The sequence below is a fragment of the Bradyrhizobium sp. KB893862 SZCCT0404 genome (assembly GCF_018130885.1).
Taxonomy (GTDB): Bacteria; Pseudomonadota; Alphaproteobacteria; order Rhizobiales; family Xanthobacteraceae; genus Bradyrhizobium; species Bradyrhizobium stylosanthis.
In genome coordinates this window covers 96374-123179 of record NZ_JAFCLT010000015.1, presented here as the reverse complement: position 1 = coordinate 123179, position 26806 = coordinate 96374, and the positions used below count along the sequence as shown (strand labels likewise).

Below are 26806 nucleotides of genomic sequence, written 5' to 3'. Positions count from 1 at the left end.
TATTTACCGTAACAGGAAAAAGTCGGTTTTCGAGGCAGACGACCCGCGCCAAATTCGATTGTCTTTGCAACCGGCACGCGTGGGAAGGCTGGAGGCGCCGGGTGGGGCGCCGGAGTCGGAACCGGACAGAGTCATGAATTCGCGCGTATCGTGGAGTGTTGACGGCATCGATCCATCCGTCAGGGAGCGGGCCGAAGCTGCTGCGCGTCGCGCTGGCATGTCACTCAACGATTGGCTGAACTCCACGCTCGGCGAGACTGCCCCGCCGAAATTTCGCGGACCTTACGATCAGCGTCAGGATCAGCGTCCGCAACAGATGCCGCCGCAGGGACCGAGCCAGGAGGCTCGCGAAGTCGCCGACATCCACCAGCGGCTCGACGCGATCACGCAGCAGATCGAACGGATTTCAAAGCCCGCTGCGCCGCGCCAGGATGTGTCGCGCGAGCAGGGCGTTGCGCGCCAGCTCAACGACGCGATCTCGCGGCTCGATGCGCGCCTGTCGCAGATCTCCCGCCCGCAGCAGCCGCAACAGCCTCAGGCTCCGCGGCCGGCCCCTGCCCCGTCTCCCGTCGAAATGCGCCAGCGCCAGGCCGATGCGGTCGAGCGCGCCGCCGCGCAGGTCTATCGCAGCTCACCACCCCTGAGCCCCGCCTCGTTCGACGTCGCGGTCGCCGAGATCACCGCGCGCCAGAGCGAGCTCGACGGCTTTACGCCCCGGCAGATGCCGCCGCGCGCCGCGCCGCCGATTGCACCCGCAGCACCTTACGCGCCCCCGATGGCGCCGCCTGCGCCGGCCTATGCCCCGCCGCCGCCGCAGGCGGGACCGGATTTCTCGGCGCTCGAGCGCCATCTGCTCAAGATCACAAGCCAGATCGAATCGCTGCAGCGGCCCGACCATACCGAGCAGGCGATCAACGCCTTCCGCAGCGAGCTCGCGGACATTCGCACCGCCATCACCGAGGCGATGCCGCGGCGTGCGATCGAATCGATCGAGAACGAGATCCGCTCGCTGCACCGGCGCATCGACGAGACCCGCTCCAACGGCACCGACGGCCAGGTGCTGTCGGGGATCGAGCGCGCGCTCTCCGACATCAAGCAGGTGCTGCGCACGCTGACCCCGGCCGAGCAGCTCACCGGCTATGACGAGGCGATCCGCAATCTCGGCGCCAAGCTCGATTTGATCCTGCGCGCCAATGACGATCCCTCCACGGTGCGCCAGCTCGAAGGCGCGATCTCGGCGCTGCGCGGCATCGTCTCCAATGTCGCCTCCAACGAGGCGCTGGGGCGGCTGTCCGAGGACGTGCAGCTGCTGTCGTCCAAGGTCGACCAGATCACCCGTTCGTCCGGCCACAGCGACAGCTTCGCGGTGCTGGAGCAGCGCATCGCCGCACTCACCGCCGCGCTCGAAACCCGCGAACGGCCGCAAGCCACCGAGAGCACCGAGCATCTGGAATCCGCGATCCGCGCGCTGTCGGACCGCTTCGACCGCATGCAGGTCGGCAACGATTCCGCCTCGACCTTCGCGCATCTCGAGCAGCGCGTCTCGTATCTGCTGGAGCGGATCGAGGCCGCCGCCGATCCGCGCAACGGCAATCTGAGCCGCGTCGAGGACGGCCTGCACGACATCCTCAGGCACCTCGAGCGCCAGCAGGCGACCTATTCGGCGCTCGCCGAGAGCCGCAACGCTGCGCCGCCCGCCGACACGGGCGTGGTCGATCTCGTCAAGCGCGAGCTTTCCGACATCCGCTTCAGCCAGGCCGAGACCAACCGCAGCACCCAGGACTCGCTGGACGCGGTCCACAGCGCGCTCGGCCATGTCGTCGACCGCCTCTCGATGATCGAGGGCGATCTGCGCGCCGTGCGCAGCGCGCCGCCGGCTCCTGCACCGCAGCCGATGCCGATGCCGATGGCGGCGGCAGCTCCGATGGAGTACGCGCCGGTCGCGCGCGAGCCGCGGCCGCAAGCCCCGCAGCAACAGCCGAAATACGATCCAAAGCCCGAGCTGCCCAATCCGGCCGCTGCGCAACAGCCGCAGCAGGCCGCCTTCGTCGCCGCGCCGCGCGAATTCCACGCCGCTGCACCCGCCGCACCGCCACCGATGCCACCGGCTCCGCCGGCGCCGCAAGTCACAGCCCCCGTGCCGCCGCGCGCGATCAGCGAGATCCTGGAGCCGCATACGGCGCCCGCGCGCGCCGCGATCGCGCCGGACCTGCCGCCGGATCATCCGCTCGAGCCGGGCACACGGCCGGGCGGCCGCGCCGCCACGCCGTCGGAGCGCATCGCCGCCTCCGAGAGCGCAATCAGCGAAATTCCCGCAGCTCCGAAGGAGCCGGTGTCGTCGTCGAGCTTCATCGCCGCCGCACGCCGCGCGGCGCAAGCCGCCGCCGCGCAGCCGCCGGAAAAGCCCGCGCGCGGCGCCAAGGCAGCCATTGCCCGCGCCAAGGACAAGGGCCAGGAAGGCGCCTCGACCATCACCTCGAAAATCCGCTCGCTGCTGGTCGGGGCGAGCGTGGTCGTGATCGTGCTCGGCGCCTTCAAGATGGCGATGAACCTGCTCGATGGCGGCAGCGCGCCGCCTGCGCCGCAGGCGATGCAAACCGTTCCGAGCGAGCCGGTCTTGCCCGCCCCGCCGCCGCCGGTCGAGACCAAGCCGTCCGCGCCCGAACAGATCACGCCGTCGATGACCTCGCCGACGCCGATCGGGCGGCAGTCCCAGAACAATGCCGCACCGGCGCTGCCCGCCAACACGGGCAACTCGGCCTCGGTCGAGATTCCGCCGGCGCCTGCGACGGCAGCGCCGCCGACTGCCGCGAGCAGCGACGTCACCGGCGCGCTGTCGGGCACCAGCCGCGCGAGACTCGGCGTTGTCCAGGTGCCGCCGAGCGAGAAGCTGCCCGACGCCATCGGCGGGCCGGCCCTGCGCACCGCCGCGATGAAGGGCGATGCGACCGCCGCCTACGAGATCGGCGTACGCTTTGCGGAAGGCAAGGGCGTCGCCAACAACTACGACGAAGCAGCGAAGTGGTATGACCGCGCGGCCCAGGCCGGCGTGGTGCCGGCGACCTTCCGCCTCGGCACGCTCTACGAAAAGGGCTTAGGGGTGAAGAAGGACGCCGACATCGCGCGTCGCTACTACACCCAGGCCGCCGAGCGCGGCAACGCCAAGGCGATGCACAATCTCGCGGTGCTCGATGCCGACGGCGGCGGACGCGGCGCCAATTACAAGAGCGCGGCGCAGTGGTTCCGGAAAGCCGCCGATCGCGGCGTCGCCGACAGCCAGTTCAACCTCGGCATCCTCTATGCCCGCGGCATCGGCGTCGAGCAGAACCTCGCCGAATCCTACAAATGGTTCAGCCTCGCAGCCGCCCAGGGCGATGCGGACGCTGCCGGCAAGCGTGACGACGTCGCCAAGCGCCTCGACCCGCAATCGCTGGCCGCCGCCAAGCTCGCGATCCAGACCTTCAGCGCCGAGCCGCAGCCCGACGATGCCGTCAACGTTTCGGCCCCGAACGGCGGCTGGGACAGCGCACCGCAGGCAAACGCCAAGCCCGCGCCGAAAGCGGTAGCGAGCAAGAAGTCGGCGTCGGCGGCGCGTTAAGCCGCATAGCATTAGATCGAACCAAGCGGGCCACGAGCTCGCTGCACCTCTCCCGCTTGCGGGAGAGGTCGGCGCGTCCCGGGCGATGCAAAGCATCGTCCCGCGCGCCGGGTGAGGGTTCTATCCTCTTGGGGAGTCTCACTGCGGAGATACCCTCTCCCCAACCCTGCCCCGCGAGCGGGGGAGGGAGAGCACCTCCCTCGTGGCAGCGAACACACCCTCGGCGCACCGTTCACCACGCCCAAATTTCCTGATCCGCTTCGCCGCAAATTCCGCTATTGAGGGACGCGGCAATCGTTCCGTTCTTTCCGCGAGCATTCCGCATTCGTCGATCCGTCTCGCCGGTGCGCAGGTTCAATGCAGCTTTACCTTCCGATCGCCGATCTCCCGGTCAACGTCTTCCTGGTGCTGGCGATGGGCGCGGCCGTGGGCTTCGTCTCCGGCATGTTCGGCATCGGCGGCGGCTTCCTGATGACGCCGCTCCTGATCTTCATCGGCATCACGCCGGCGGTCGCGGTCGCCTCCGTGGCGAGCCACATCGCCGCCTCCTCGTTTTCGGGCGCCCTCTCCTACTGGCGGCGGCGCGCGATCGATCCGGCGCTGGCGAGTGTCCTTCTATCCGGCGGCGTGACCGGGACGGCGCTCGGCGTCTGGGCCTTCACGCAGCTTCGCGCGCTCGGCCAGCTCGACCTGATGATCGCGCTGTCTTACGTCGTGCTGCTCACCACCGTCGGGAGCCTGATGTTCTCCGAGGGCCTGCGCGCGTTGATGCGGACCCGCCGCGGCGCGGTGCCGCCGCGGCGCACGCACAACTGGATCCACGGCCTGCCGCTAAAGATGCGGTTCAAGCGCTCGAAGATCTATCTCTCCGTGATCCCCGTGGTGATCGTCGGCATCGTGATCGGCTTCATCGGCGCCATCATGGGCATCGGCGGCGGCTTTATCCTCGTGCCGATCATGATCTACGTGCTGCGGGTGCCGACCTCGACGGTGATCGGGACCTCGATGGTCCTCACCCTCGTCACCATGCTGGTCGCGACCATGCTGCATGCGGTGACCAATCACCTCGTCGATGCCGTGCTGGCGCTGATCCTGATGGTCGGCGGCGTCACCGGCGCGCAGTTCGGGGCCCGTGCCGGCCAGAAGATCCGCGGCGAGCAGCTGCGGCTGCTGCTGGGCCTGCTCATCCTCTCGGTCGGCATCCGCTTTGCCATCGAGCTGGTGATCCAGCCTGCCGATCTCTTCACCATCCGCGAGCTGGGGGTGAGCAGCTGATGCGCGTCCTCCTCGCAGTGCTTCTCGTCCTGATGCTCGGCTCGGTCGCGCGCGCCGAGCGGTTGATCGTGTCGGTCTCCAACCATCGCGTCACGGTGACGCCGAACTATTCCGGCGAGGAGCTGGTGCTGTTCGGCTCGGTCGAGAAGGACGCCACGACACCTGCGGACCGCACCGCCTACGACCTCGTCGTCACCGTGATCGGCCCGCGCGCCGACATGGTGACGCGGCGCAAGGAGCGGAAGTTCGGCATCTGGATCAACACGGATTACCGCCAGTTCCTGGAGGTGCCGAGCTATCTGGCCCTGTTCTCCAACCGCCCGTTCGACGCCATCACCTCGCCCGAGATCGCGCGGCGGCAGCAGATCGGACTCAACAACGTGCTGCTGACCCAGCGTGTCAGCGGCGACTATGCCGACGTGGTGCCGAACGACGCCTTCCGCTCGGCCTTCATCCGCCTGCGCACCCAGCGCGGACTCTATCGCGAGGATCCGAGCGCGGTGACGTTCCTGACGCCGACGCTGTTCCGCACCGGCATTCCGCTGCCGGCGGAAGTGCCGATCGGCACCTATGAGATCGAGATCAAGCTGTTCGCGAACGGCGCGCTGGTCACCAAGACCGAGACCGCGTTCGAGATCGTCAAGGTCGGCTTCGAGCAGTTCGTCGCCACCACCGCGCGGCAGAACGGCCTGATCTACGGCCTCGCCACCGCGGCCATGGCGCTGATGACCGGGTGGATGGCCTCGATCGTGTTCCGGAAGGATTGAGGGGGCGCACGCTGCCTCGTCGCCGTCATGCCCGGGCTTGTCCCGGGCATCCAAATTCTTGGACGCGGTGACAAAGACGTGGATGGCCGGGTCAAGCCCGGCCATGACGAAGAGAAGGAGTATGCGGCTGACCTTACGGCGCCTCGACCACGGTCGGCACGCCGGGCTCCAATAGCCGCAGCCGCGTCCCGAAGCCCAGCACGTCGAAGGTCTTGCGCAGATCCTCGCTGTTCTGGCGGAAATGCGCCCAGCCTTCGGTGTGGACCGGCACGATCATCGCATCGGGAAACGCGCGGGCGGTCTCGATGGTGTCGTTGGTGTCCATGGTGAGATGGAACGGCCCGCGGGTCTGCGCGGCGCCGGCAAACGGCAGCACCACGCCGCACTTGAAGCGGCGCGCGACCTCGGCGACGCCGTCGAACCAGGTGGTATCGCCGCTGATATAGACCGAGCTCGTGTCCTTGCGGCTCGAGGTCACCACGAAGCCGATGACGTCGCCGGACAGCGGCTCGATCCCGGCCGGGCCGTGACGCGCCGGCGTTGCCGTGATCGTCAGCGTGTTGCCGTCGCGGTCCTTCAGATGCGCCGTCGCCCAGGGCGCGAGGCCCTCGACATGGCCGCCCAGGCGCTTCGCACCGGCCTCCGTCGTCAGCGCGCGCTTCGCCTTCAGCAGATAGTCGCGTCCGGAATTGTCGAGATTGTCGGAGTGCTGGTCGTGGCTGAGCAGCACGGCATCGATCGGACCAATCGCGTCGACCTTGAGCGCGGGTCCGATGGTCTTCTCCAGCGTCACATGCGGCAGCTGGTAGGCGCCGGGCGCATCGAAAGTGGGATCGGTGAGCAACCGAAAGCCGTCGATCTCGATCAGCGCCGTGGGGCCGCCGATCAGGGTGATGGAAATGGGCATGATGAACTCTCCTTACGATGCGGACTTCGCGGGGCGCGTCACCAGATAGATGCCGAGCGCCACCGGAATGATGCCGAGCAGGTCGCGGGCCTCGACGTGCTCGCCGAGCACGATGTAGGCGAACAGCATGCCGAGCGGCGGCATCAGGAAATGATAGGCGCTGGCGGCGGTGGCGCCGCACACTTTCAGGAGATGGAACCAGAGCCAATAGGCCAGGATCGATCCGCCGAGCACGAGGAACGAGAAGGCGCCGATCAGGCCGGGCGTCACGTCGATCGCGTGGATATCGGCAAAGGTGAACGCGACCGGCGTCAGCACGATGCCGGCGGCGAGGTTCTGCACGCCGTTGCCGACCCACAAGGATCCCTTCGGCGCGAGCAGCTTGAACAGGATGGTGCCGGCGACGATCGAGGCCAGCGAGGCCAGCGTGAAGACGATGCCGTCCAGGCTGTCGGTGCCGACCGAGAGGCGATGCCAGACGATCGCCGTCACGCCGATGACACCAAGCAGCAGTCCGCTCGCCTTGCGCCAGGTCATGCCTTCGCCGAGAAGGAGCGCGGCGAGCGCCGCGGTGAACACCGGATTGGCCGAGACGATCAGGCCGCCGAGGCCGGCGGACACCGATTGCAGCCCGGTGTAGCCGAGGCCGAGATAGAGCGCGTTGTTGGCGATGCCGAGCACGGCGAACACCACCGCATCGCGCCAGGACAGCGACCAGCCCTCGCCGCGAGCAAGCGTTGCACCCAGGATCAGAATGCCCGCGAGCGAGAAGCGCGCGGCGAGCAGGATCAGCGGCGGGCAATGGGTGACGCCGATCTTGCCGGCGACGAAGGCATAGCTCCAGAGCAGGCAGAACAGGCCGATGGCGAGCGGCAGCGTGTTGAAACGGCTGCGGGGGGCGGGAATCGAGGTGGCGAGGGACATGGGGGCATTCTCCTGGCCCTCGATCTAGGGACGCCGCTTGCCATTTGGAAATTAAATGATTAACTGCCGTCCAGTGGATTTCTGAATGGAGGCCGGACATGCTCGATCTCGAGCTTCTGCGCAGCTTCGTCTCGGTGGTCGAGGCCGGCGGCTTCACCCGCGCCAGCGAGCGCGTCCACCGCACGCAATCGACCGTGAGCCAGCAGATCAAGCGGCTGGAGGAGGATGTCGGCCAGGTGCTGCTGCACCGCGACGGCAAGGATGTGCGCCCGACCGAGGCCGGCGAGCGGCTGTTGTCCTATGCGCGGCGGCTGCTGTCGCTTGCCGAGGAAGCCCGCGACGTCTTGCGCGAGCCCGGCGGCGAAGGCGCGATCCGGCTCGGCATTCCCGAAGACTTTGCCGCCTATCGTCTTGCAAAGCTGCTCGGCACGTTCGCACGCTCGCATCCGGGCCTGCGGATGGACGTGCGCGCCGACCAGAGCAAGAACCTCGCCCGCGATCTCGAGCGCGGCGAGCTCGACCTGGCGCTGTTCAAGCGTGCCGCCGGCGAGAAGGGCGCGATCGCGGTGTGGCCGGAACGGGTGCACTGGGTCACCAGCAAGAGCCACCCGGTGGATGTGACCGCCGCGTCGGTGCCGCTGATCGGCTTTCCGCTCGGCTGCCTCTATCGCGCCGGCGCCATCCACGCACTGGAAAGCGCCGGGCGTGCGTGGCACATGGCCTATTCGTCATCGAGCCTCGCCGGCATCCAGGCCGCGGTCGCCGCCGGCATGGGGCTGAGTATTCTGTCCGAGATGTCGATCCAGTCCGACCACCGTGTGCTGACGGCGAAGGACGGCTTTGCGCCGATCAACAAGACGGAGGTCGCGCTGATGGCCTCGCCCGGCGCGAGCCCGGCGACGCTGCGGCTGGCGGACCGGCTCGCGGAGTTCTGCGAGGACGTGCAGGCGAAGGCGGCGTGACGGGATAGGTAGGGTGGGTTAGCTGAGCGGATGTGCGAAGCGCATCTGCTCGGCGTAACCCACCTCTTTTGCATCTGGGGAGAGAAACAGTGGTGGGTTACGCCTTCGGCTAACCCACCCTACGAGAGCGCGGCCTATAGCACCGCGACGCGGCGATGGCATGCACGCGGCGATCGCCGAGGAGATGCGCCACAAAACCGTTCTTCGGAAAGATTTTTGCGAACGCGGCGTCGCGGATGCTGAGGCCACCGGCATAGGCGCCGAAGGCAGGCATCACGGCGCGCATCCCGTCGCTGGCGAAGCAGCGGCGCTCCATGGAACGGCCGCGCGCGGAGACGCGGGCTTTGGGATGCAGATGGCCGGCGATCTCGCCCTGGGCGCCGGTCGGCTCGTGGCGGAACGTGATCGGTCCGATTGCGACTTCGTCAGCGATGGTGCCGCCGAGATCGCGCGGCAGCATCGGATCGTGATTGCCCGAGATCCAGATCCAGTCGCGGCCGGTCTGGAGTGCGGCCACGGCGTCGCGATCCTCCGCCGACAGGCGCTCGTGCGCGGCGCGGTCATGAAAACTGTCGCCGAGGGCGATGACGGCTTTGGGATCATGGCGGGAGATGACAGCAGCGAGGCGGCTGAGCGTCGCCAGCGTGTCGTAAGGCGGCAGCAGTACGCCGCGCGCGGCGAAGCTGGAACCTTTCTCCAGATGCAGGTCGGAGACGATCAGCAGGCGCTGCTCTTCCCAGAACAGCGCGCCGGAGAGATCGGTGTGGAGCGACACGCCGGCAATGTCTAGTGCCAGCGTAGAAGTGATAGACAGCGCCACATTCTCCGTCATGGCCGGGCCCAGCCGTTCGAAGAACGGCGTCGCTTCCGCTCGCCTATGCCCGGCCATCCACGTTCTTGGCTCCGCAAGAAAGACGTGGATGCCCGGGACAGGCCCGGGCATGACGATGTGGATGGAGTTGTGCCCCGAAAAAACATTCTCGCCGTCTACGACATCGCCTCTTTGACCAACTCGTCGGCGGCTTCCGCCAAAAGCTCGTCTGCAGCTTCGCCATAGACTGACTCGCGGCCGATTTCCAGCATCACGGGGACGGCGAGCGGGGAGACGTGGTCGAGTTCCCGATGGGTGATGCGGCCCTGGATGCGCATCAGCATGTCACTGAGGCGGCGCAGATCGAGCAGGCCGGTGGCGGCATCGGCGCGCGCGGCGCGCAGCAGGACGTGGTCGGCCTGGTGCTTTCGCAGGACGTCGTAGACGAGGTCGGTGGAGAACAGCACCTGGCGGCGGCTCTTGTCCTCGCTGGTGAAGCGGCGCTCGATCAGGCCTGATATCAGCGCGCAATTGCGAAACGTGCGCTTCATCAGCGCGGATTCGGCGAGCCAGGCTTCGAGATCGTCGCCCAGCATGTCCGGATTGAACAGCGTGTCGAGATCGAGTTCGCCATGGCGGATCATGAAGGAGGCATCGCCGAGCCCCCAGATCGCCACCGCATATTCATTGGCAACGAAGCCGAGCGGCCGCGCGCGGGCGCGCTCCAGCCGCCGCGTCAGCAGCATGCCGAGCGTCTGGTGCGCGAGGCGGCCTTCGAAGGGATAGCAGATCAGGTAATGCTTGTTGCCGCGCGGAAATGTCTCGACCAGGAGCTCGCGCACGCCGGGCACTCTGCTGACGTCCTTCTGCAACGACAGCCAGTCGCGCACCTGCTCGGGCAGCGCATTCCAGGCGCGCTTGTCATCGAGGATGCGGCGCACGCGCTCGGCGAGATAGGTCGAGAGCGGAAACTTGCCGCCCATATAGGACGGCACTTTCGGGTCCTTGTCGTTGGCGCGCGACACATAGACCTGGTCCTCGGCCAATGCCTCGTAGCGCACCACCTCGCCGCCAAAGACAAAAGTATCGCCGGCGGTCAGGCCCTCAATGAAATATTCCTCGATCTCGCCGAGCACGCGGCCGCCGCGGGCGATGGCGCCGGTCGAGCCGCTGCCGGTGGAGCGGCCGCGCACCAGCCGCACCTTCAGCATCTGCTCCTCGACGATGGTGCCGACATTGAGGCGATAGCTCTGCCGCACCTTCGGATTGGCGACGCGCCAGCGGCCCTGCTTGTCCTGCTTGATCCGGGCGAAGCGTTCGTAGGTCTTCAGCGCGTAGCCGCCGGTGGCGACGAAATCGACGACGTCGTCGAAATCCTGGCGTGCGAGATTTGAGTAGGGCGCCGCCGTGAGCACTTCCTCATAGAGTTCATCACTGAGGAACGGCTCGCCGCAGGCGCGGCCGAGCACATGCTGGGCGAGCACGTCGAGCGCGCCGGTCCGCAACGGCGGCGTATCCCGCGCATTCTCGGCGATGGCGTCGATCGCCGCGCGGCATTCCAGCACCTCGAAGCGGTTCGCGGGCACCAGGACTGCGCGCGAGGCCTCGTCGAGGCGGTGGTTGGCGCGGCCGATCCGCTGCATCAGGCGCGAGGATCCCTTGGGGGCGCCGATATTGACGACGAGGTCGACATCGCCCCAGTCGATGCCGAGATCGAGCGAGGAGGTGCAGACCACGCCGCGCAGCCGCCCCGCCGACATGGCCTCCTCGACCTTGCGGCGCTGGGCGACGTCGAGCGAGCCGTGATGCAGCGCGATCGCGAGGCCGTCCTCGTTGATGCGCCAGAGATCCTGGAACAGCATCTCGGCCTGGCTGCGGGTGTTGACGAAGACGAGCGTGGTCTTGTTCTGCTTGATCAGCTCGTAGACTTCGGCCAGCGCGTGGCGCGCGCTGTGCCCGGCCCAGGGCAGCCGCTCGCTCGTGTCGAGCATCTCGACCAACGGCGGCGCCGCGCCACCGGCAATGACGATGTCGGCGGCGGCTTCATTGCCGCCGGGTTGCGGCACCAGGAAGCGCGCGAGCTGGTCCGGCTCGGCCACCGTCGCCGACAGGCCGATCGCGCGCATCTGCGGCGCAAGGCGCCACAGCCGCGCAAGGCCGAGCGAGAGCAGGTCGCCGCGCTTGGAGGTCACCAGCGCATGCAGCTCGTCGAGCACGATGCGCTTCAGGGAGGAGAACAGGAACGGTGCATCGTCGGAGGACAGCAGCAGCGCGAGCTGCTCCGGCGTCGTCAGCAGGATATCAGGCGGATAGCGCCGCTGGCGCTGGCGCCGCGACACCGGCGTGTCGCCGGTGCGGGTCTCGACCTTGATCGGCAATCCCATCTCGGCGATGGGACGCTCGAGATTGCGCGCGATGTCGACGGCAAGCGCTTTCAGCGGCGAGATATAGAGGGTGTGCAGACCGGCGCTGCGCTGCACGGAGCGACCGGTGGAGACGAGGTTTTTCTTCGTGCCCTCGCTGCGCTCGACCGGCTGCGCCGACAGTTCCACGAGCGTCGGCAGAAATCCAGCCAGCGTCTTGCCGGCGCCGGTCGGCGCGATCAGCAATGCGGAGCGGTCTTCGCGCGCCTTTTCAAGCAGCGCGAGCTGATGCTCACGCGGCGCCCAGCCGCGGCCTGCGAACCACTTCTGAAAGCGGTCGGGCAGCAGCAGTGCGGCCGGCTCGGCCGGGATTTTGAGGATGCGGGGCGGCACGGCATCACAGGTAAGCCGTGGGCGCGGGTTCGTCGAGGGGTGGGGCCTTCAGCGACATGCATCTCCGTCGTCATGGCCCGGGCCCGGCCGTTCGAAGAACGGCGTCGCTTCCGCTCGCCTATGCCCGGCCATCCACGTTCTTGCCGCGGAAGCAAAGACGTGGATGCCCGGGACAAGCCCGGGCATGACGAGTTCGTGGAGACAGTGCGAGTCCAACCGCCGCCGTCCCCGCGGAGGCTCCCCCTCACCCTACCCTCTCCCCGCAAGCGGGGAGAGGGGAAGAGACAGCGGTGCCTACTCCGACATCGGCTTGTCGGAGATGTCCCAGTCCTTGCCGCTGAAGGTGGAGATGAACAACGTCTTCATCGGCGTGTAGTCGTCGGGCGTATAGTCGTAGGTGACGCCGTCGAGGAAATAGGGCGAGTGGAAGCCCTTGAGGTTGGAGGCCTGCTTCAGCACGTTGGCGCGGGTGAGGTCGTCGCCGCAGCGGCGCAGGATCTCGCCCATGGTCACCGCCTGGCCGTAACCGGCGAAGGCGATGGTGTTGTCCTGATCGATGGCCGGCGTGTACTTCTTGCGCAGCTCCTCGAACGCCATCACGTCCGGATCCTTCTCCCATTTGGGCAGGCCGACCTCCTTGTTGTAGCGGATGGCGACGATACCGGTGGCGTTCTCGAGCCCCGCGGCATTGAGGATCGAGCGGCCGGTGGAGCCCGCCGACAGCAATTGCAGCGGCTTCCAGCCGAGCTCGGCCACTTTACGGATCGACTGCGACGTCGCCTTGCCGGTGGTGATGTTGTAGAAGACGTCCGCGCCGGACTTCGAGAGATTGATGAGCTGGGAATCGACCGTGGGATCGGTGAGATCGTAGGTCTGCTCCATGATGACAGATGCGGTGCCGCCGGCATCGGCCAGCACCTTCTTGAACGGCCCCAGGAAGTCACGGCCGAAATCGTCGTTCTGGTAGAGGATGCCGACCTTGGCATTCGGCTTCGTCGCCACGACATGCCGCGCCAGGATGCGCGCCTCGGTCGGATAGAGCGGCAGGCCCGCCATCGTCCACTTGAACTCTTTCGGATTGTTCCACTTCGAGGCGCCGGTGTTGAGCAGCAGTTGCGGCACGCCCTTGGAGTTCAGGTATTTGTGCACGGAGGTCTGCGGCGCGGTGCCGAGCGAGCCGTAGAGCGCGAGCACTTCCTCCTGCTCGACCAGGCGCCGCGTCGCCTCGACGCATTTCGGCGCGCTGTAGGCGTCGTCCATGGTCAGGAACTTGACCTTGCGTCCGTTGATGCCGCCCTTCTCGTTCAGCATCTGGAAATAGGCTTCCCCGACGCGGCCGAGCACGCCGTAGAGCGAGCCGGGACCGGAGTGCGGCACGGTCTGACCGATCTTGATCTCGGTGTCGCTGGCACCCGCATCATATTTCTTCTCCGCGGCCCAGACGTAAGGCGCGGGCAGAGTGGATGCTGCGATGGTGGCGAGCGCGCCGGCGCTGAAATCGCGCCGCGATGGATTCTTGGTCATTTTTGTTTTCTCCCTAATGCGCGCATTGTGCTGGCACGGCCGCACGGCTCGCAAGTGGGAAGTCATCGCTTTGCGACGCAATGACGCTTAAATTGCAGTGAGTTAGCGCCTAGACTCAAGTTTTCTCGGCGACCACGACGAGACCGCGCACCGGCTCGTTGTTCTCGTTGCGCGGCGATGCCGGCTCCAGCGTGAGAAGCTTGAGTCCGGCTTTCGCAATCGCGCCGCGCACATATTCCGCCGAATGGGCATATCGCAGGCCTTCGCCGAGCACGATGCCATCGCCCGCATGCGTCTCCAGCGTGAAGGCGAGCACGCCGCCCGATACCAGCACGCGCTTCGCCTCGATGAGCACCGGCGCGAGATCGGAGAGATAGACGAACGCATCCGCCGCGACGACGAGGTTCGCGCTGGCATCCGCCTTGCTGCGCAAGCCCTCGATCATGTCGGCGACTTCGAGCTCGGCATAGAGGTTCGTCGCGCGCGCCTCCTTGATCATGCCGGGCGAGAGATCAATGCCGATGAAATGATCGACCTGTTTCGCGAAGGCCGCAGCGGCAAGGCCAGTGCCGCAGCCGAGATCGATGGTGCGCTTGAAGAAGGCCGGCTTCTTCGCGGCGACGCGCGCGGCCAGCACCGCCTTGAAGATCAGCGCGGGCGCCCGATAGCCGAGATCGTTGATCAGCGCATGCTCGAAGCGCGGCGCGTACTGGTCGAACAGCGCCTGCACATAGGCCTTGGGCATCTCGGCCACTTGCGTATCGCCGAGCCGCATCAGGTGCAGGCCGGCGCCGTGCTGGTCCTCGGGATCGCAATCGCGCGCCTTGCGGAACGCCGCGATCGCCTCGTCGCGCTCGCCGAGCTGCTGGCGGATCTCGCCGAGCGTGAACCAGGCCGAGGTGAAGTTGGGCGCGAGCTCGAGCGCCTGCTCGATGAGGTCGGCGGCGGCGGGCAGATCGCCCTTGAGCTGGAGGTCGCGCGCGAACTCGAAGCGGCGGTCGGCCATGAGATCGCCGGAGGTCACGAACAGGCGGAGCGGCATTGGAGGAACCGATTGTCATTGCCGGGCTTGACCCCGGCAATCCATCAAAAAAGCAACTCTTTAAGAGGATGGGTGCGCGGGTCCCGCCTCCGCCAAATGGCTTCGGCGGGCTCTTACACCATCGGGCCGGCGAAGCCCAGCGGAGACGGCAAGCCCGCGCATGACGGCTTAATTTGGGGCGGCCTCTGCCTATATGACAACCATGCGCCCGCAAGACATCCTGCTGCCAGCTGCTGCCGGCCTGTGCTGCAAGCCCGGCGGCTTCCATATCGACCCCGTCCGTCCCGTCGAGCGGGCGGTGGTCACCCACGGCCATTCCGACCATGCCCGCGCCGGCCATGGCGCGGTGCTGGCGACGCAGGAAACGCTCGACATGATGCGGCTGCGTTACGGCGAGAACTTTGCCGGATCGACGCAGGTCATCAGCTATGGCGAGGAGATCCGGCTGGGCGACGTCAAGGTGAAGTTTCACCCGGCCGGCCACGTGCTGGGCTCGGCCCAGATCGCGGTGACGTGCAAGGATACCTGCATCGTCGCCTCCGGCGACTACAAGGACGCGCCCGACCCGACCTGTACCCCCTTCGAGCTGGTGCCGTGCGACGTCTTCATTACCGAGGCGACCTTCGGCCTGCCGGTGTTCCGGCACGGCGACGCGAGCGACGAGGTGAAGAAGCTGCTTGCCTCGGTCGCGCTGTTTCCGGAGCGCGCGCATCTGGTCGGGGCCTATTCGCTCGGCAAGGCCCAGCGCGTGATCGCGCTGCTGCGGCAGGCCGGCTACCACGCGCCGATCTATTTGCACGGCGCCATGGAGAAGATCACCGAATACTACCAAAGCCGCGGCATCGAGCTCGGCGAGCTCAGGCCGGTGCAGGGCGTGAAGAAAGCAGCGCTCGCCGGCACCATCACGCTGGCGCCGCCTTCGGCCACCTCCGATATCTGGACGCGGCGCTTTCCCGATCCCGTCACGGCCTTCGCCTCGGGCTGGATGCGCGTGCGCGCCCGCGCGCGGCAGCGCGGCGTCGAGCTGCCGCTGGTGATCTCCGACCACGCCGACTGGGACGGCCTCACCGCCACGATCGCGGCGACCGGCGCCGGCGAGATCTGGGTCACGCACGGCCAGGAGGACGCGCTGGTGCATTGGTGCCGGAGCAAGGGCCTCAAGGCGCAGCCGCTCGATCTCGTCGGCTATGGCGACGAGGAGGAGAGCGAGACGCCGATCGCGGGCGAGGCCGAAGCATGAACCGCTTCGCCGAACTGCTCGACCGCCTCGCCTACGAGCCCGGCCGCAACAACAAGCTGCGCCTGCTCACCGGCTATTTCCGCGAGGTCGGCGACCCCGACCGCGGCTACGCGCTGGCCGCGCTCACCGGCGCGCTGAGCTTCAAGCACGCCAAGCCCGCGCTGGTCCGCGATCTGATCTCATCGCGCACGGATGAGGTGCTGTTCGGCTTGAGCTACGACTATGTCGGCGATCTCTCGGAGACGGTGGCGCTGATGTGGCCGAAGCGGGCGCCTCGCCATGACGAATCTTTTCCGGGCCACCCCTCTCCCCCGCCCTCCCCCGCAAGGGGGGAGGGAGCGCGGCGGAGCGCGGCGCTTTCAGCGATCGCCACGACTAATAGCGATTCCCAAAGTGATGGACGCACGAGCCTCTCCGTTCCCTCCCCCCTTGCGGGGGAGGGTCAGGGAGGGGGGTACTCCGGGCAAGATGTCGATGAGTCCCTTCCCCCCTCTCACCACAACAACCCGCCGCCCCCTACCCTCACCGAGGTCGTCACCACGCTGCGCACGCTCGGCAAGACCGAGCTGCCGAAGCAGCTCGAACGCTGGCTCGACGAGCTCGATGAGACCGGGCGCTGGGCGCTGCTGAAGCTCGTCACCGGTGCGCTTCGCATCGGCATTTCCGCGCGGCTGGCCAAGACCGCGGCCGCCGCGCTCGGCGACAAGGATCCGCACGAAGTCGAGCTGATCTGGCCGGGCCTGTCGCCGCCCTATCTCGACCTGTTCGCGTGGCTCGAGGGCCGCGCAGAAAAGCCGGTCAACCGCGATCCCGCACCGTTCCGCCCGGTGATGCTGGCGTATGCGATCGAGGATAGCGATTTCGCCGCGCTCGATCCTGCCGACTACATCGCGGAATGGAAATGGGACGGCATCCGCGTGCAGGCGGTGGCGGGGCGCGACGAGCACGGCCACATCACGGCGCGGCTCTATTCGCGCACCGGCGAGGACATCACCGGCAGCTTTCCGGACCTCGTGCCATCGCTGCGCCTGCCCGGCGCCATCGACGGCGAGCTTTTGATCCTGCGCGAGGGCCGCGTGCAGAGCTTCAACGTCCTGCAGCAGCGCCTCAACCGCAAGGTCGTCTCGCCCAAGCTGATCAAGGAGTTTCCGATTCACCTCCGCGCCTACGACCTGCTCGGCGACGACGAGAACGATCTGCGCGAGCTGCCCTTCGCGGATCGACGCGAGCGGCTGGAGCACTTCATCGCAAAACTTGGCGATCCCCGCATCGATCTCTCGCCGACCGTCCCCTTCGCAAGCTGGGAGGCGCTGACCGCCGCGCGCGCCGATCCTGCGAGCGCCGGTGCAGGCGAAGACGCGGACGCCGTCGAGGGCGTGATGCTGAAGCGGCGCGATGCGCCTTACTTGCCGGGACGGCCGAAGGGGCAATGGTGGAAGTGGAAGCGCGATCCGCACATCATCGACGCCGTGCTGATGTATGCGCAGCGCGGCCACGGCAAGCGCTCGTCCTATTATTCCGATTACACCTTCGGTGTCTGGACGGCAGGCGCTGATGGCGACGAGCTGGTGCCGGTCGGCAAGGCCTATTTCGGCTTCACCGACGAGGAGCTGCTGCAGATCGACCGCTTCGTCCGCCGCAACACCACGGAAAAATTCGGCCCCGTCCGCCATGTCGTGCACGAGGGCGACAAGGGGCTGGTGCTGGAGGTGGCGTTCGAGGGGCTGCAGCGCTCGCCGCGGCACAAATCCGGCGTCGCCATGCGCTTTCCCCGCATCAGCCGCCTGCGCTGGGACAAGCCGCCGCGCGAGGCGGACCGGCTGGAAACGCTGGAGCGGATGTTGAAGGCGGAGGCGGCGGAGATTGAGGCATGAGGCGTGCGAAGCTCAATCATCGCCAAGGCAGAGGTGCGCTCCCTCGCCCGCTTGCGGGAGAGGGCTGGGGAGAGGGTGTCTCCGCATTGGGAGTATCCCCCAGAGGAAAGAACCCTCACCCGCGCTTTGCGCGACCTCTCCCGCAAGCGGGAGAGGTTAAGGAGATCGCGGTGGCGGCGCGCCCAAATCGAAGCTTCCGGCGCCGCCCGAATTAAACTCCCGTAACCCGATTGACGCCCGGTTGCGGGTTCCCCATCTGCCTCGCCGTGCCCTATAATGGGGTCGAATCCTCCTGAGGAGTTTGAGATGGTCCAAGACGTCAGAGATTTGCCGGCCGGCCGCAGCGATGGGCTGAACCGCTTTCTCGGCGGCTCGCCGCTGGCGGTCGCGTTTCGCCTGGTCCTGCTCTCGATCCTGGTCGGCGTCGTGCTCGCGGCGATCGGCTTCGATCCCTGGAACATCATCTACAGCATCCGCCTGTTGTTCCAGCGGCTGTGGGATCTCGGCTTCGACACCATCAACTGGCTGTGGCGCTACTTCCTGCTCGGCGCCGTCATCGTGATCCCGATCTGGCTGCTCTCGCGCGTGTTCGGCGCGCCGCGCGGCCGCTGAGGCGTTTTTTTGAGCATGATCTTGTCGGAAAACCGCTTCACACTTTTCCGGATCATGCTCTAAGGAGTTCGGCAGCCGATGCAACTGCGTTTCGTCGGCTGCGGTGATGCCTTCGGCTCCGGGGGCAGGCTCAACACCTGCTTCCATGTCTCCGGGCGCGCCGCGAACTTCCTGATCGATTGCGGCGCGTCGGCCCTGCCGGCGCTGAAACGGCTCGAGATCGAGCGCGACGACATCGACCTCATCCTCATCACGCATTTCCACGGCGACCATTTTGCCGGCTTGCCGTTCTTCCTGCTCGACGCCCAGTTCTCGCGGCGGACAAGGCCGCTGACGATCGCGGGCCCGCGGGGCATCGAGACACGCCTGCGCGAGGCGATGGAAACGCTGTTCGAGCATTCCTCAAAGACCAAGCAGCGCTTCGAGCTGAACATCGTCGCGCTCACTCCCGGGCAAAGCCAAAGCTTCGGGGCGATGACCGTGACGCCCTACCCGGTCGTGCACGGCGAATCCGGCGGTCCGTTCCTCGCCTACCGCGTCGAGGCCGAGGGCCGCACGCTTGCCTACAGCGCGGACACCGAATGGACGGAGACGCTCATTCCGCTGGCGCATGGCGCGGACCTTTTCATCGCCGAAGCCTATATGTACGAGAAGGTGGTCAAGAACCATCTCAGCCTGAAGACCTTGGAACAGCATCTGCCAGAGATCGGCGCGAAACGCCTCGTCCTCACCCATATGAGCGACGACGTGCTGTCGCGCTTGGACGGCATCACGCACCTCGCCGCCGAAGACGGCATGGTGCTCGTGTTCTGACATGCACGCGCCCGTCCCCCTCAAGATCGGCTCCCGCCAGGTGTTCGCCATCGCCGGTCCCGCGATGGTCGCGAATCTGACGACGCCGCTGATCGGCGTGGTCTCGACCACCGCGATCGGCCGCCTCGACGATGCCGCTCTGCTCGGCGGCGTCGCGATGGCCTCGGTGATCTTCGACTGCCTGTTCTGGCTGTTCGGCTTCCTGCGCATGAGCACGCTCGCCTTCACGGCGCAGGCGCTCGGCGCAGGCGAGACGCGCGAGCAGACCGTGATCCTGGTCCGCGGCTTCATCGTTGCCGGCCTGATCGGCGCCGCGTTGATCGCACTGCAACTGCCGCTCGGCGCCGCACTGTTCGACCTGATGGGCGGCAGCGAGGGCGTGACGCGTGCGGCGAAGACCTATTTCATGATCCGGATCTGGTCCTCGCCGTTCGCCTTCGCCAATTACGTCATTCTCGGCTGGCTGGTGGGACAGGCCCGCGCCAATCCGGCGTTGTTGCTGCAGGTCGTCATCAACCTCATCAACATGGCGGCGACGATCCTGCTGGTGCTGGTCTACGACACCGGCATCGCGGGCGCGGCGATCGCTGCATTGCTGTCGGAGGGCATCGGCTTCGCGCTTGGTGTCATCGTCTGCCGGCGCTTTACGGTTGGCGGCTTTGCCGTTCCCCGCGCGATCCTGTTCGATCGCGAGAAGCTGATGCGGCTGCTGGCTGTCAACACCGACATCCTGATCCGCACCGCCGCGCTGATCACCGTGTTCCTGTTCTTCACCGCCAAGGGCGCGCGCGCCGGCGATGTCACGCTGGCGGCGAATTCCGTGCTCAACAACTTCCTGCTGGTCAGCGCCTTCTTCCTCGACGGCCTCGCCAATGCCGCCCAGCAGCTCTGCGGCCGCACCTATGGCGCGCGCGACGCCAGGGGCTTTGCCGATTCGACGCGGCTGGTGCTGCTGTGGGGTCTCGGCTTCGCCATGGTCGTCGCCGTGCTGTTCGCGACGTTCGGCCCTGACATCATCAATTTCATGACAGCGAGCGAGGACGTCCGCCGCGCCGCGCGCGAGTTCCTGCCGTTCATCGTGCTGGCGCCGATCCCCGGCGTGTTCGCGTTCGGCTTCGACGGCATCTATGTCGGCGCCACCTGGGCGCGCGAGATGCGCAATTTGATGCTGGTGTCGCTGGCGATCTTCTTCGCCGCCTGGCTGGCGCTGCAATCGTTCGGCAATGCCGGACTGTGGTGCGCGCTGATCGCGTTCTACGTGGCACGCGGCGGATTGCAGGGCACAAGGTATCCCGCGCTGTACCGGGCGACGTTCTCGAAATCGTAGCTCTCGTGTCCCGGACGCGCTGCAGCGTGAAACGCTGCTGCGCAGAGCCGGGACCCAGAATGTCGCCACATAGGCCCCGGCTCTGCAGCGCACCGCTGAAGGAGCGCTGCGCTGCGTCCGGGGCACGAGACCTACATCCCCGGCCAGTCTTCGGCCGTGAGCGTCGCCGCATCCGCACCGACGATATCCGACAGCGAATCCCGGCCCGTGCGCAGCAGCGTCGAGGTGAGATCGCGCTTGATCTCATCGACGAGGCCGAGCCCCTTGTAGACCAGCGAGGAATAGAGCTGGATCAGGCTCGCACCGGCGCGGATCTTGGTCAGCGCAGCGCCGCCGGAATCGACGCCGCCGACGCCGATCAGCGGGAAGGCGCCTTCGACGCGCACATAGGTCTCCGCGACCATGCGCGTCGACAGGCGGAACAGCGGCCGCCCGGAAAGGCCGCCCTGCTCCTTGGCGCGCATCTCCTCCCGCAGCGTGCTCGGCCGCGCGATGGTCGTGTTCGACACGATCATGCCGTCGACCTTGCGCGAACGCGCGACCTGCACGACATCGTCGAGCTGGGCGAGGCTGAGATCCGGCGCGATCTTGAGCAGCACCGGCGTGTCGCCGGCCTTCTGCCTGACACGCTCGCGGGCGTCGATCACGCGGGCGAGGAGATCGTCGAGCAGCGCACCCTCCTGCAGGTTACGCAGGCCCGGCGTGTTCGGCGACGAAACGTTGACGGTGAAATAGCTCGCGACCGGCGCAAAGGTCTCGATCAGCTTGACGTAATCGGCGACGCGATCGGGCGAGTCCTTGTTGGCGCCGACATTGACGCCGACGATGCCGCCGTGCTGCGCGCGCGCGGCGAGCCGGCGCAGCGCGATTTCCGCGCCGTCATTGTTGAAGCCCATGCGGTTGATCACGGCCTCGTCGCGCTCGAGACGAAACAGCCGCGGCCGCGGATTGCCGGCTTGCGGCTTCGGCGTCACCGAGCCGATCTCGACGAAGCCGAAACCGAGCCGCAGCAGCGCGTCCGGCACCTCCGCGCTCTTGTCGAAGCCGGCGGCCATGCCGATCGGATTGGGAAAGTTGAGACCGAAGGCGCGCACCGCGAGCTTGGCATCGTCCGCACGCGGCTTGACCGGCGGCAGGAAGCGCAGCCCCTGGATCGCCAGGCGATGCGCATCCTCCGGATCGAGCCAGCGCAGCACCGGCAGCGAGAAAGCGTCGAAAGCGCGGATCACGGGAGCAGCTCCGGAACGTCGTGCCCGCCATCGGAGCGCATGTTGAGGTTGATCACCGAGATGACGGCGCCGAGATCGAGCTCGCCATAGAGATGCGGAAACAGCTCCTCGTTGCGGGAACGCTCCCAGCGCAGCTCGCTGCCGAGCGCATCGCCGTCGACCTCGACCAGGAACAGCGCGCGCTGCCCGAGATAGTGCTTGCGCAAGGTCTCGGGAACCTGGGCCGCCGTCGAGAAATGGATGAAGCCGTCGCGCGAATCGTCCGCGCTGCCCTGGTACACGCCGTGCCGTTCCGCTTCGCGCCAGGCCGAGGCCGGACAAATTTTGTAGATCTTGACCACCGCCTGCGCAGCCCTGTTTGCTCTTTGAGACAGCTCGTTGAGTCTCTTGGGTTTTTCCGTCTCTCAGGGTCCCTGAACCCCGGCGGCGACCGTAAAGGCCGCCCTCTCCGAACTCAAGACTTAGAGCCAATTCCGCCGCGATGAAATCGGAACGAGCCCCCCAATTCCGGTTTTGCCGCGTTTTCCTTGCGCCGAGCGGTATCCACTGCGCTTGCAAACCCTGTCCCCGGCGCCTCTTGCGCGAAAAACGGAAAACCGGTTGATTTGAGGACAGTTTTCCTGGGTTGCGACGGGCTGGACCTTCCATGGTCAGACAAGCCAAAGCGCAGAGGATACTGACTCACGACCAGATCTGGGTCGCGCTGGACCGGCTGGCGGCGCGTGCCGGCCTGTCGCCGTCCGGCCTCGCCAAGCGCGCCGGGCTCGACCCCACCACCTTCAACCGGTCGAAGCGCGTCACCTCGCACGGCCGCGAGCGCTGGCCCTCGACCGAATCCATCGCCAAGGCGCTGGCGGCGACCGGGGCCTCGATCGACACCTTCGCGAGACTTGTCGACGACGATCAAGGCAGCGGCCGCTCGGTGCCGCTGCTCGACTTCGCGCTGGCCGGAGCGAGCGGCGCGTTCGACGAGGCCGGCCTTCCATCAGGCAAGGATTGGAGCGAGATCGCGCTTCCCGCGGCCGACGACAGCCAGACCTTCGCGCTGGAGATATCAGGCGATGCGCTTGCGCCGGTTTATCGCGACGGCGACGTCATCCTGGTCTCGCCCGACGCGCCGGTCCGCAAGGGCGATCGCGTCGTGGTGAAGACCACAGCGGGCGAGGTGATCCTCGCGATGCTGAAGCGCCGCACGGCAAAGGCGCTGGACTTGCAGCCGCTCGATGCCTCCCTCGCCGAACGGACGATGGCGACCAGCGACGTCGGCTGGATCATGCGGATCGTGTGGGCGAGCCAGTGACGGCGTGACCGGACCATGACACCGGTGCGCGCCGCAATCGCCATTGCGACTCACGAACCCTCTCGCCTAGGTTGCGCGCGCATCACCGATCAAATCGATCCTACGGGGGACTATGATGAATCGCCGCCACGCATTGAAAGCACTCGCGGGTCTTGCGCTTTGCCCGCTGTGCAAGCCGGCCTTCGCCGCCGAAGGCGCGCATTGGGGCTATGAAGGCGCCGCCGGCCCGGGCAAATGGGGCGACCTCGACGCGGGCAACAAGGCCTGTGCGGTCGGCCTGCAACAATCGCCGATCGACATCGAGGCGACGGTCAAGTCGCAACTCCCCGCGCTGAGGCTGAACTGGGGCCGGAACGCCGACACCATCGTCAACAACGGGCACACCATCCAGCTCAACTTCGCCGAAGGCAGCACGCTTCTTCTCGGCGACGTCAAGTACAAACTGCTCCAGGTGCACTTCCACCGGCCGAGCGAGCACATGATCGGCGGCAAGAATTTCCCGATGGAGGCGCATTTCGTCCACCGCAACGATGCCGGCGGGCTCGCCGTGGTCGGCGTGCTGATGGCCGAGGGCAAGCCGAACCCGGCCTTCGGCAAGATCATCAAGACCATGCCCGCGGCGGAAGGCCCCGCGGTGAAGGCGGATGCGAGCATCGATCCGCTCTCCCTGCTGCCGCCGAAGCTCAGCTATTACCGCTATTCCGGCTCGCTGACGACGCCACCCTGCTCGGAGGTAGTCGAATGGCTGCTGCTGACCGATCCGATCCAGGTGTCGGCGGCCGACGTCGCGGCGTTCGCGAAGCTCTATCCGATGAACGCGAGGCCGGTGCAGAAGGACAACCGGCGTTACGTGCTGCGGTCGATTTGAGGGGGCGCGATGTCGTCCTGGCGAAAGCCAGGACGACGATGGGGGGATGGGGTCGCTTACAATCGAGATCCGACGCCCTCAGCGTGTAGCCCAGATGGAGCGAAGCGCAATCCGGGACCGCTGGCGCTTTTCGCGATGACCCCGGATTTCGCTGCGCTCCATCCGGGCTACGGGCCTTCCGTTGGGCAACAGCGTTACGCTGATCGCGCCAGGGCGCCGTCGATCATGTTGACCGCGTTCTGCACGCCATAGACCGCGACGAAGGAGCCGAAGCGCGGGCCCTTCTCCTGGCCGAGCAGCACTTGGTACAGCATGTTGAACCAGTCGAGCGTGACGCCGGGACGGCCGTCCTTGCCCTTCTTGACCTGGTCGAGGAACGGCTCGCGGCGGCCGATCTCGTAGACGACGTTCTGGATGTCTTCCGCGGACGCCTCCGGCGCGAGCTGCGAGAGCGCATCGCGCAGATCCTGCAGCGCGGCGCGCTCGGTGTCCGTGGGCACACGGAACTGCTTCGTCGGCGCGACGAAGTCGCGGTAATAGTTGATGGCGTAGCCGACCATCGCATCGAGCTTGGGATGCGTCTTGGGGCTCACGCCGGGACGATAGCGGCCGATGAAGCCCCACAGCGTCTCGGCATTCTCCGCATTCGACGACGACACCAGCGTCAAGAGAAGCTGGAACGTGACGGGCATGTCGCCCTGCGGCGGCTTGCCGTTGTGGATGTGCCAGACCGGATTGCCGAGCTGCTGCTTGCCGTCCTGCTTCGGGAAGCCGTCGATGAATTGCTGGTAGTCGTCGACCTGGCGCGGGATCACGTCGAAGAACAACCGCTTCGCCGCCTTCGGCTCACGGTACATGAACAGCGACAACGATTCCGGCGAGGCGTAGCGCAGCCATTCGTCGATGGTGAGGCCGTTGCCCTTCGACTTCGAGATCTTCTGGCCCTTCTCGTCGAGGAAGAGCTCGTAGTTGAAGCCTTCAGGCGGCGCGCTGCCGAGCGCCTTCGCGATCGCACCGGACAGTTTCACGGAATCGATCAGATCCTTGCCGGCCATCTCGTAGTCGACGCCGAGCGCGACCCAGCGCATCGCCCAGTCGGCCTTCCACTGGCACTTTACATTTCCGCCGGTGACGGGCGTTTCGACTTCTTCATTGGTATCGGGATCGACATAGGTCACCGTGCCGGCCGCGACATCGCGGCGGATCATCGGCACCTGCAGCACGACGCCTGTGGTCTTGCTGATGGGCAGGAACGGCGAATAGGTGGCGCGACGATCGGGCCCGAGCGTCGGCAGGATGATGTCCATGACCTTGTCGTAGGCGGCGAGCATCTTGAGCAGCGTCGCATCGAAGCGGCCCGACTTGTAATAGACGGTCGAGCTCGCAAACTCGTAGTCGAAGCCGAAATGATCCAGGAAGGCGCGCAGCCGCGCGTTGTTGGCATCACCGAACGACGGATGCTCGTTCGAGAACGGGTCGGGCACCGCGGTGAGCGGGCGCCCAAGATATTGCGCCAGCAGCTCCTTGTTCGGCACGTTGTCCGGCACCTTGCGGAAGCCGTCCATGTCGTCGGAGAACGCGAGCAGGCGAGTCTTGATCTTGTCCTCGGTCAGCACGCGGAAGGCATGGCGCACCATCAAGGTGCGCGCGACCTCGCCGAACGTGCCGATATGCGGCAGGCCCGACGGTCCGTAGCCGGTCTCGAACAGCACCTCGTCCTTCGGGCTTTTCTTCAGCCGCGCGACAATGGCCTTCGCCTGCTCGAACGGCCAGGCGTTGGATTGTTCGGCGAGCGCACGCAGGTCGCTCGGGCTCATGCTGGGATCGATAACGGACATCAAGGGGCCTCCGGGCCGCGGAAAATAGCGATTTCCCGGCAGAATGCAATTTTGTGGGGCGACGCGTCGTCTCCACCGTCATTGCGAGCGAAGCGAAGCAATCCAGAATCTTTCCGCGGAAACGTTCTGGATTGCTTCGTCGCTGCGCTCCTCGCAATGACGATGGAGAGGCAGCGGAATTAGAACGGGCTCACCGAGAAATAGCGCAGCCACAGATCGGTGTAGCGGCCCTTTTCCCAGACGCGGAACAGGGCCCAGTTCAAGGCCTGGCGCAGCACGTCGTTGCCCTTGCGGACGGCGATGCCGATGCCTTCGCCGAAGAAGCGGCTCTCCACGAAGGGGCCGCCGGAGAAGGCGCAGCAATCGCCGGAATCGGTCCCGTTGATCCAGAACGCGAGCGAGATGGCGTCGCCGAAGATGAAGTCGACTTCGCCCTTGCGGAGCGCGGCGCGCATCGCATCGTCGTTGGGATAAGGGTGCAGCTCGGCGTCGGTGAACATCGCCTTCAGATACGCCTCGTGCGCGGAGCCGGCGATGGCGCCGACCTTCTTGCCTTCGAGATATTCGGGGCGGATCTCCGGCATCACCGCGTCCTTGCGCGAGACGAAGCGCGCCGGCACCCGGTAATAGGGATCGGTGAAGTCGACGCGGGCGCGCAGCTGCGGGCTCACCGCCATCGAGGCAATGATGGCATCGCCACGGTTGGAGGTGAGCGCGTCGACCAGCGTCTCGAAGCGGCGCATCTGCACCGTGCAGGTGACCTTGATCTCCTCGCACAGCGCGCGGGCGAGATCGACGTTGAAGCCGGCCGGATTGCCGTCGGCGCCGGTGTAGTTGAACGGCGGATAGTCGGTCTCGGTCAGGAAGCGGATCACGGTCAGGCGCGACAGGTCAGGCCGCTCCGGCCGCCGCCGCGGGTCCCAGAAGCCCGGCACGGCCTGGGGGGCCGCCTGGGGCGCGACCTGCGGGGTCGCCTGCGATGTCCCTTGGGGTGCCGCCGGGGGCTGCTTGGCCGGGGCCTGGGCATGCGCGCCGGGCGGGCCCGCGAACAGGCACAGGCCGGCGGCCAGCCCTGCCAGCAAGCCACGGACGGATTTGAACGATTTCGCCTGTTGCGATGGAGCCATCGGCCGGAAAGC

General features: G+C 66.8%; 21 protein-coding genes. 11 read left to right on the top strand and 10 right to left on the bottom strand.

Annotated elements, in window-relative coordinates:
* Window positions 1-133: 133 nt before the first annotated feature.
* From JQ617_RS37085 to JQ617_RS37075, 3 genes are all read left to right on the top strand, one after another.
* Window positions 134-3598, top strand: coding sequence for a tetratricopeptide repeat protein (locus JQ617_RS37085; RefSeq protein WP_212030665.1), 3465 nt, complete (start codon window positions 134-136; stop codon window positions 3596-3598).
* 357 nt (window positions 3599-3955) lie between these two features.
* Complete coding sequence (locus JQ617_RS37080; RefSeq protein WP_212030664.1) at window positions 3956-4873, top strand: sulfite exporter TauE/SafE family protein; 918 nt, start codon at window positions 3956-3958, stop codon at window positions 4871-4873.
* The gene (locus tag JQ617_RS37075; RefSeq protein WP_249157821.1) at window positions 4873-5640 is read left to right on the top strand and encodes a TIGR02186 family protein; all 768 of its coding nucleotides are present in this window, start codon (window positions 4873-4875) and stop codon (window positions 5638-5640) included. The genes JQ617_RS37080 and JQ617_RS37075 overlap by 1 nt, the downstream gene beginning before the upstream one ends.
* Before the next feature lie 133 nt (window positions 5641-5773).
* Here the strand turns inward: JQ617_RS37075 and JQ617_RS37070 are convergent, their stop codons facing one another.
* Both JQ617_RS37070 and JQ617_RS37065 read right to left on the bottom strand, forming a co-directional pair.
* Window positions 5774-6547, bottom strand: coding sequence for an MBL fold metallo-hydrolase (locus JQ617_RS37070; RefSeq protein WP_212030663.1), 774 nt, complete (start codon window positions 6545-6547; stop codon window positions 5774-5776).
* Between the two features lie 12 nt (window positions 6548-6559).
* Window positions 6560-7471, bottom strand: coding sequence for a DMT family transporter (locus tag JQ617_RS37065; protein ID WP_212030662.1), 912 nt, complete (start codon window positions 7469-7471; stop codon window positions 6560-6562).
* A 98-nt stretch (window positions 7472-7569) separates the two neighbouring features.
* Here JQ617_RS37065 and JQ617_RS37060 point away from each other — a divergent pair, with 98 nt between their 5' ends.
* Complete coding sequence (locus JQ617_RS37060; RefSeq protein ID WP_212030661.1) at window positions 7570-8433, top strand: LysR family transcriptional regulator; 864 nt, start codon at window positions 7570-7572, stop codon at window positions 8431-8433.
* Between the two features lie 109 nt (window positions 8434-8542).
* Here JQ617_RS37060 and pdeM read toward each other — a convergent pair whose 3' ends face one another.
* The 4 genes from pdeM to JQ617_RS37040 all read right to left on the bottom strand — a co-directional run bounded on the left by pdeM (window position 8543) and on the right by JQ617_RS37040 (window position 14566).
* Complete coding sequence (pdeM, locus tag JQ617_RS37055; RefSeq protein ID WP_212030689.1) at window positions 8543-9265, bottom strand: ligase-associated DNA damage response endonuclease PdeM; 723 nt, start codon at window positions 9263-9265, stop codon at window positions 8543-8545.
* A gap of 155 nt (window positions 9266-9420) precedes the next feature.
* A complete protein-coding gene (locus JQ617_RS37050) occupies window positions 9421-12000 on the bottom strand; it encodes a ligase-associated DNA damage response DEXH box helicase (protein ID WP_212030660.1) in 2580 nt (859 codons plus the stop codon).
* A gap of 294 nt (window positions 12001-12294) precedes the next feature.
* Window positions 12295-13524, bottom strand: coding sequence for an ABC transporter substrate-binding protein (locus JQ617_RS37045; protein WP_212030659.1), 1230 nt, complete (start codon window positions 13522-13524; stop codon window positions 12295-12297).
* A 115-nt stretch (window positions 13525-13639) separates the two neighbouring features.
* Entirely contained in the window at window positions 13640-14566 is a 927-nt protein-coding gene (locus JQ617_RS37040) for a class I SAM-dependent DNA methyltransferase (RefSeq protein WP_212030658.1), read from the bottom strand.
* 202 nt (window positions 14567-14768) lie between these two features.
* Here JQ617_RS37040 and JQ617_RS37035 point away from each other — a divergent pair, with 202 nt between their 5' ends.
* The 5 genes from JQ617_RS37035 (at window position 14769) to JQ617_RS37015 (ending at window position 20432) form a co-directional block, all read left to right on the top strand.
* On the top strand, window positions 14769-15806 hold the full coding sequence (locus JQ617_RS37035; RefSeq protein ID WP_212030688.1) for a ligase-associated DNA damage response exonuclease: 1038 nt from the start codon (window positions 14769-14771) through the stop codon (window positions 15804-15806).
* Entirely contained in the window at window positions 15803-17680 is a 1878-nt protein-coding gene (locus tag JQ617_RS37030) for an ATP-dependent DNA ligase (RefSeq protein ID WP_212030657.1), read from the top strand. The genes JQ617_RS37035 and JQ617_RS37030 overlap by 4 nt, the downstream gene beginning before the upstream one ends.
* Window positions 17681-17986: 306 nt before the next feature.
* Complete coding sequence (locus JQ617_RS37025) at window positions 17987-18292, top strand: DUF6460 domain-containing protein (RefSeq protein WP_018644944.1); 306 nt, start codon at window positions 17987-17989, stop codon at window positions 18290-18292.
* A gap of 78 nt (window positions 18293-18370) precedes the next feature.
* Window positions 18371-19105, top strand: a complete 735-nt coding sequence (locus JQ617_RS37020; RefSeq protein ID WP_212030656.1) for an MBL fold metallo-hydrolase — start codon at window positions 18371-18373, stop codon at window positions 19103-19105.
* A gap of 1 nt (window position 19106) precedes the next feature.
* Window positions 19107-20432 (top strand): MATE family efflux transporter, encoded by a 1326-nt coding sequence (locus tag JQ617_RS37015; RefSeq protein ID WP_212030655.1) that lies wholly within the window; start codon window positions 19107-19109, stop codon window positions 20430-20432.
* Window positions 20433-20563: 131 nt separating this feature from the next.
* On the opposite strand, the gene JQ617_RS37010 is transcribed toward JQ617_RS37015, so the two are convergent.
* Both JQ617_RS37010 and JQ617_RS37005 read right to left on the bottom strand, forming a co-directional pair.
* Window positions 20564-21661, bottom strand: a complete 1098-nt coding sequence (locus JQ617_RS37010; protein WP_212030654.1) for a quinone-dependent dihydroorotate dehydrogenase — start codon at window positions 21659-21661, stop codon at window positions 20564-20566.
* Entirely contained in the window at window positions 21658-22002 is a 345-nt protein-coding gene (locus JQ617_RS37005) for a DUF952 domain-containing protein (RefSeq protein ID WP_212030653.1), read from the bottom strand. Before JQ617_RS37005 ends, JQ617_RS37010 begins: the two co-directional genes overlap by 4 nt.
* Before the next feature lie 305 nt (window positions 22003-22307).
* Between JQ617_RS37005 and JQ617_RS37000 the strand changes: the two genes are divergently transcribed.
* Window positions 22308-22961: a S24 family peptidase gene (locus JQ617_RS37000; RefSeq protein ID WP_212030652.1), complete on the top strand. Its 654-nt coding sequence runs from the start codon at window positions 22308-22310 to the stop codon at window positions 22959-22961.
* A 115-nt stretch (window positions 22962-23076) separates the two neighbouring features.
* Window positions 23077-23829 carry a carbonic anhydrase gene (locus JQ617_RS36995; RefSeq protein ID WP_212030651.1) on the top strand — a complete coding sequence of 251 codons (753 nt, stop codon included), beginning with the start codon at window positions 23077-23079 and terminating at the stop codon, window positions 23827-23829.
* A 194-nt stretch (window positions 23830-24023) separates the two neighbouring features.
* On the opposite strand, the gene JQ617_RS36990 is transcribed toward JQ617_RS36995, so the two are convergent.
* Window positions 24024-25667, bottom strand: coding sequence for a lysine--tRNA ligase (locus JQ617_RS36990; protein ID WP_212030650.1), 1644 nt, complete (start codon window positions 25665-25667; stop codon window positions 24024-24026).
* A gap of 179 nt (window positions 25668-25846) precedes the next feature.
* Window positions 25847-26794, bottom strand: a complete 948-nt coding sequence (locus JQ617_RS36985) for an ABC transporter substrate-binding protein (protein WP_212030649.1) — start codon at window positions 26792-26794, stop codon at window positions 25847-25849.
* Window positions 26795-26806 lie beyond the last annotated feature (12 nt).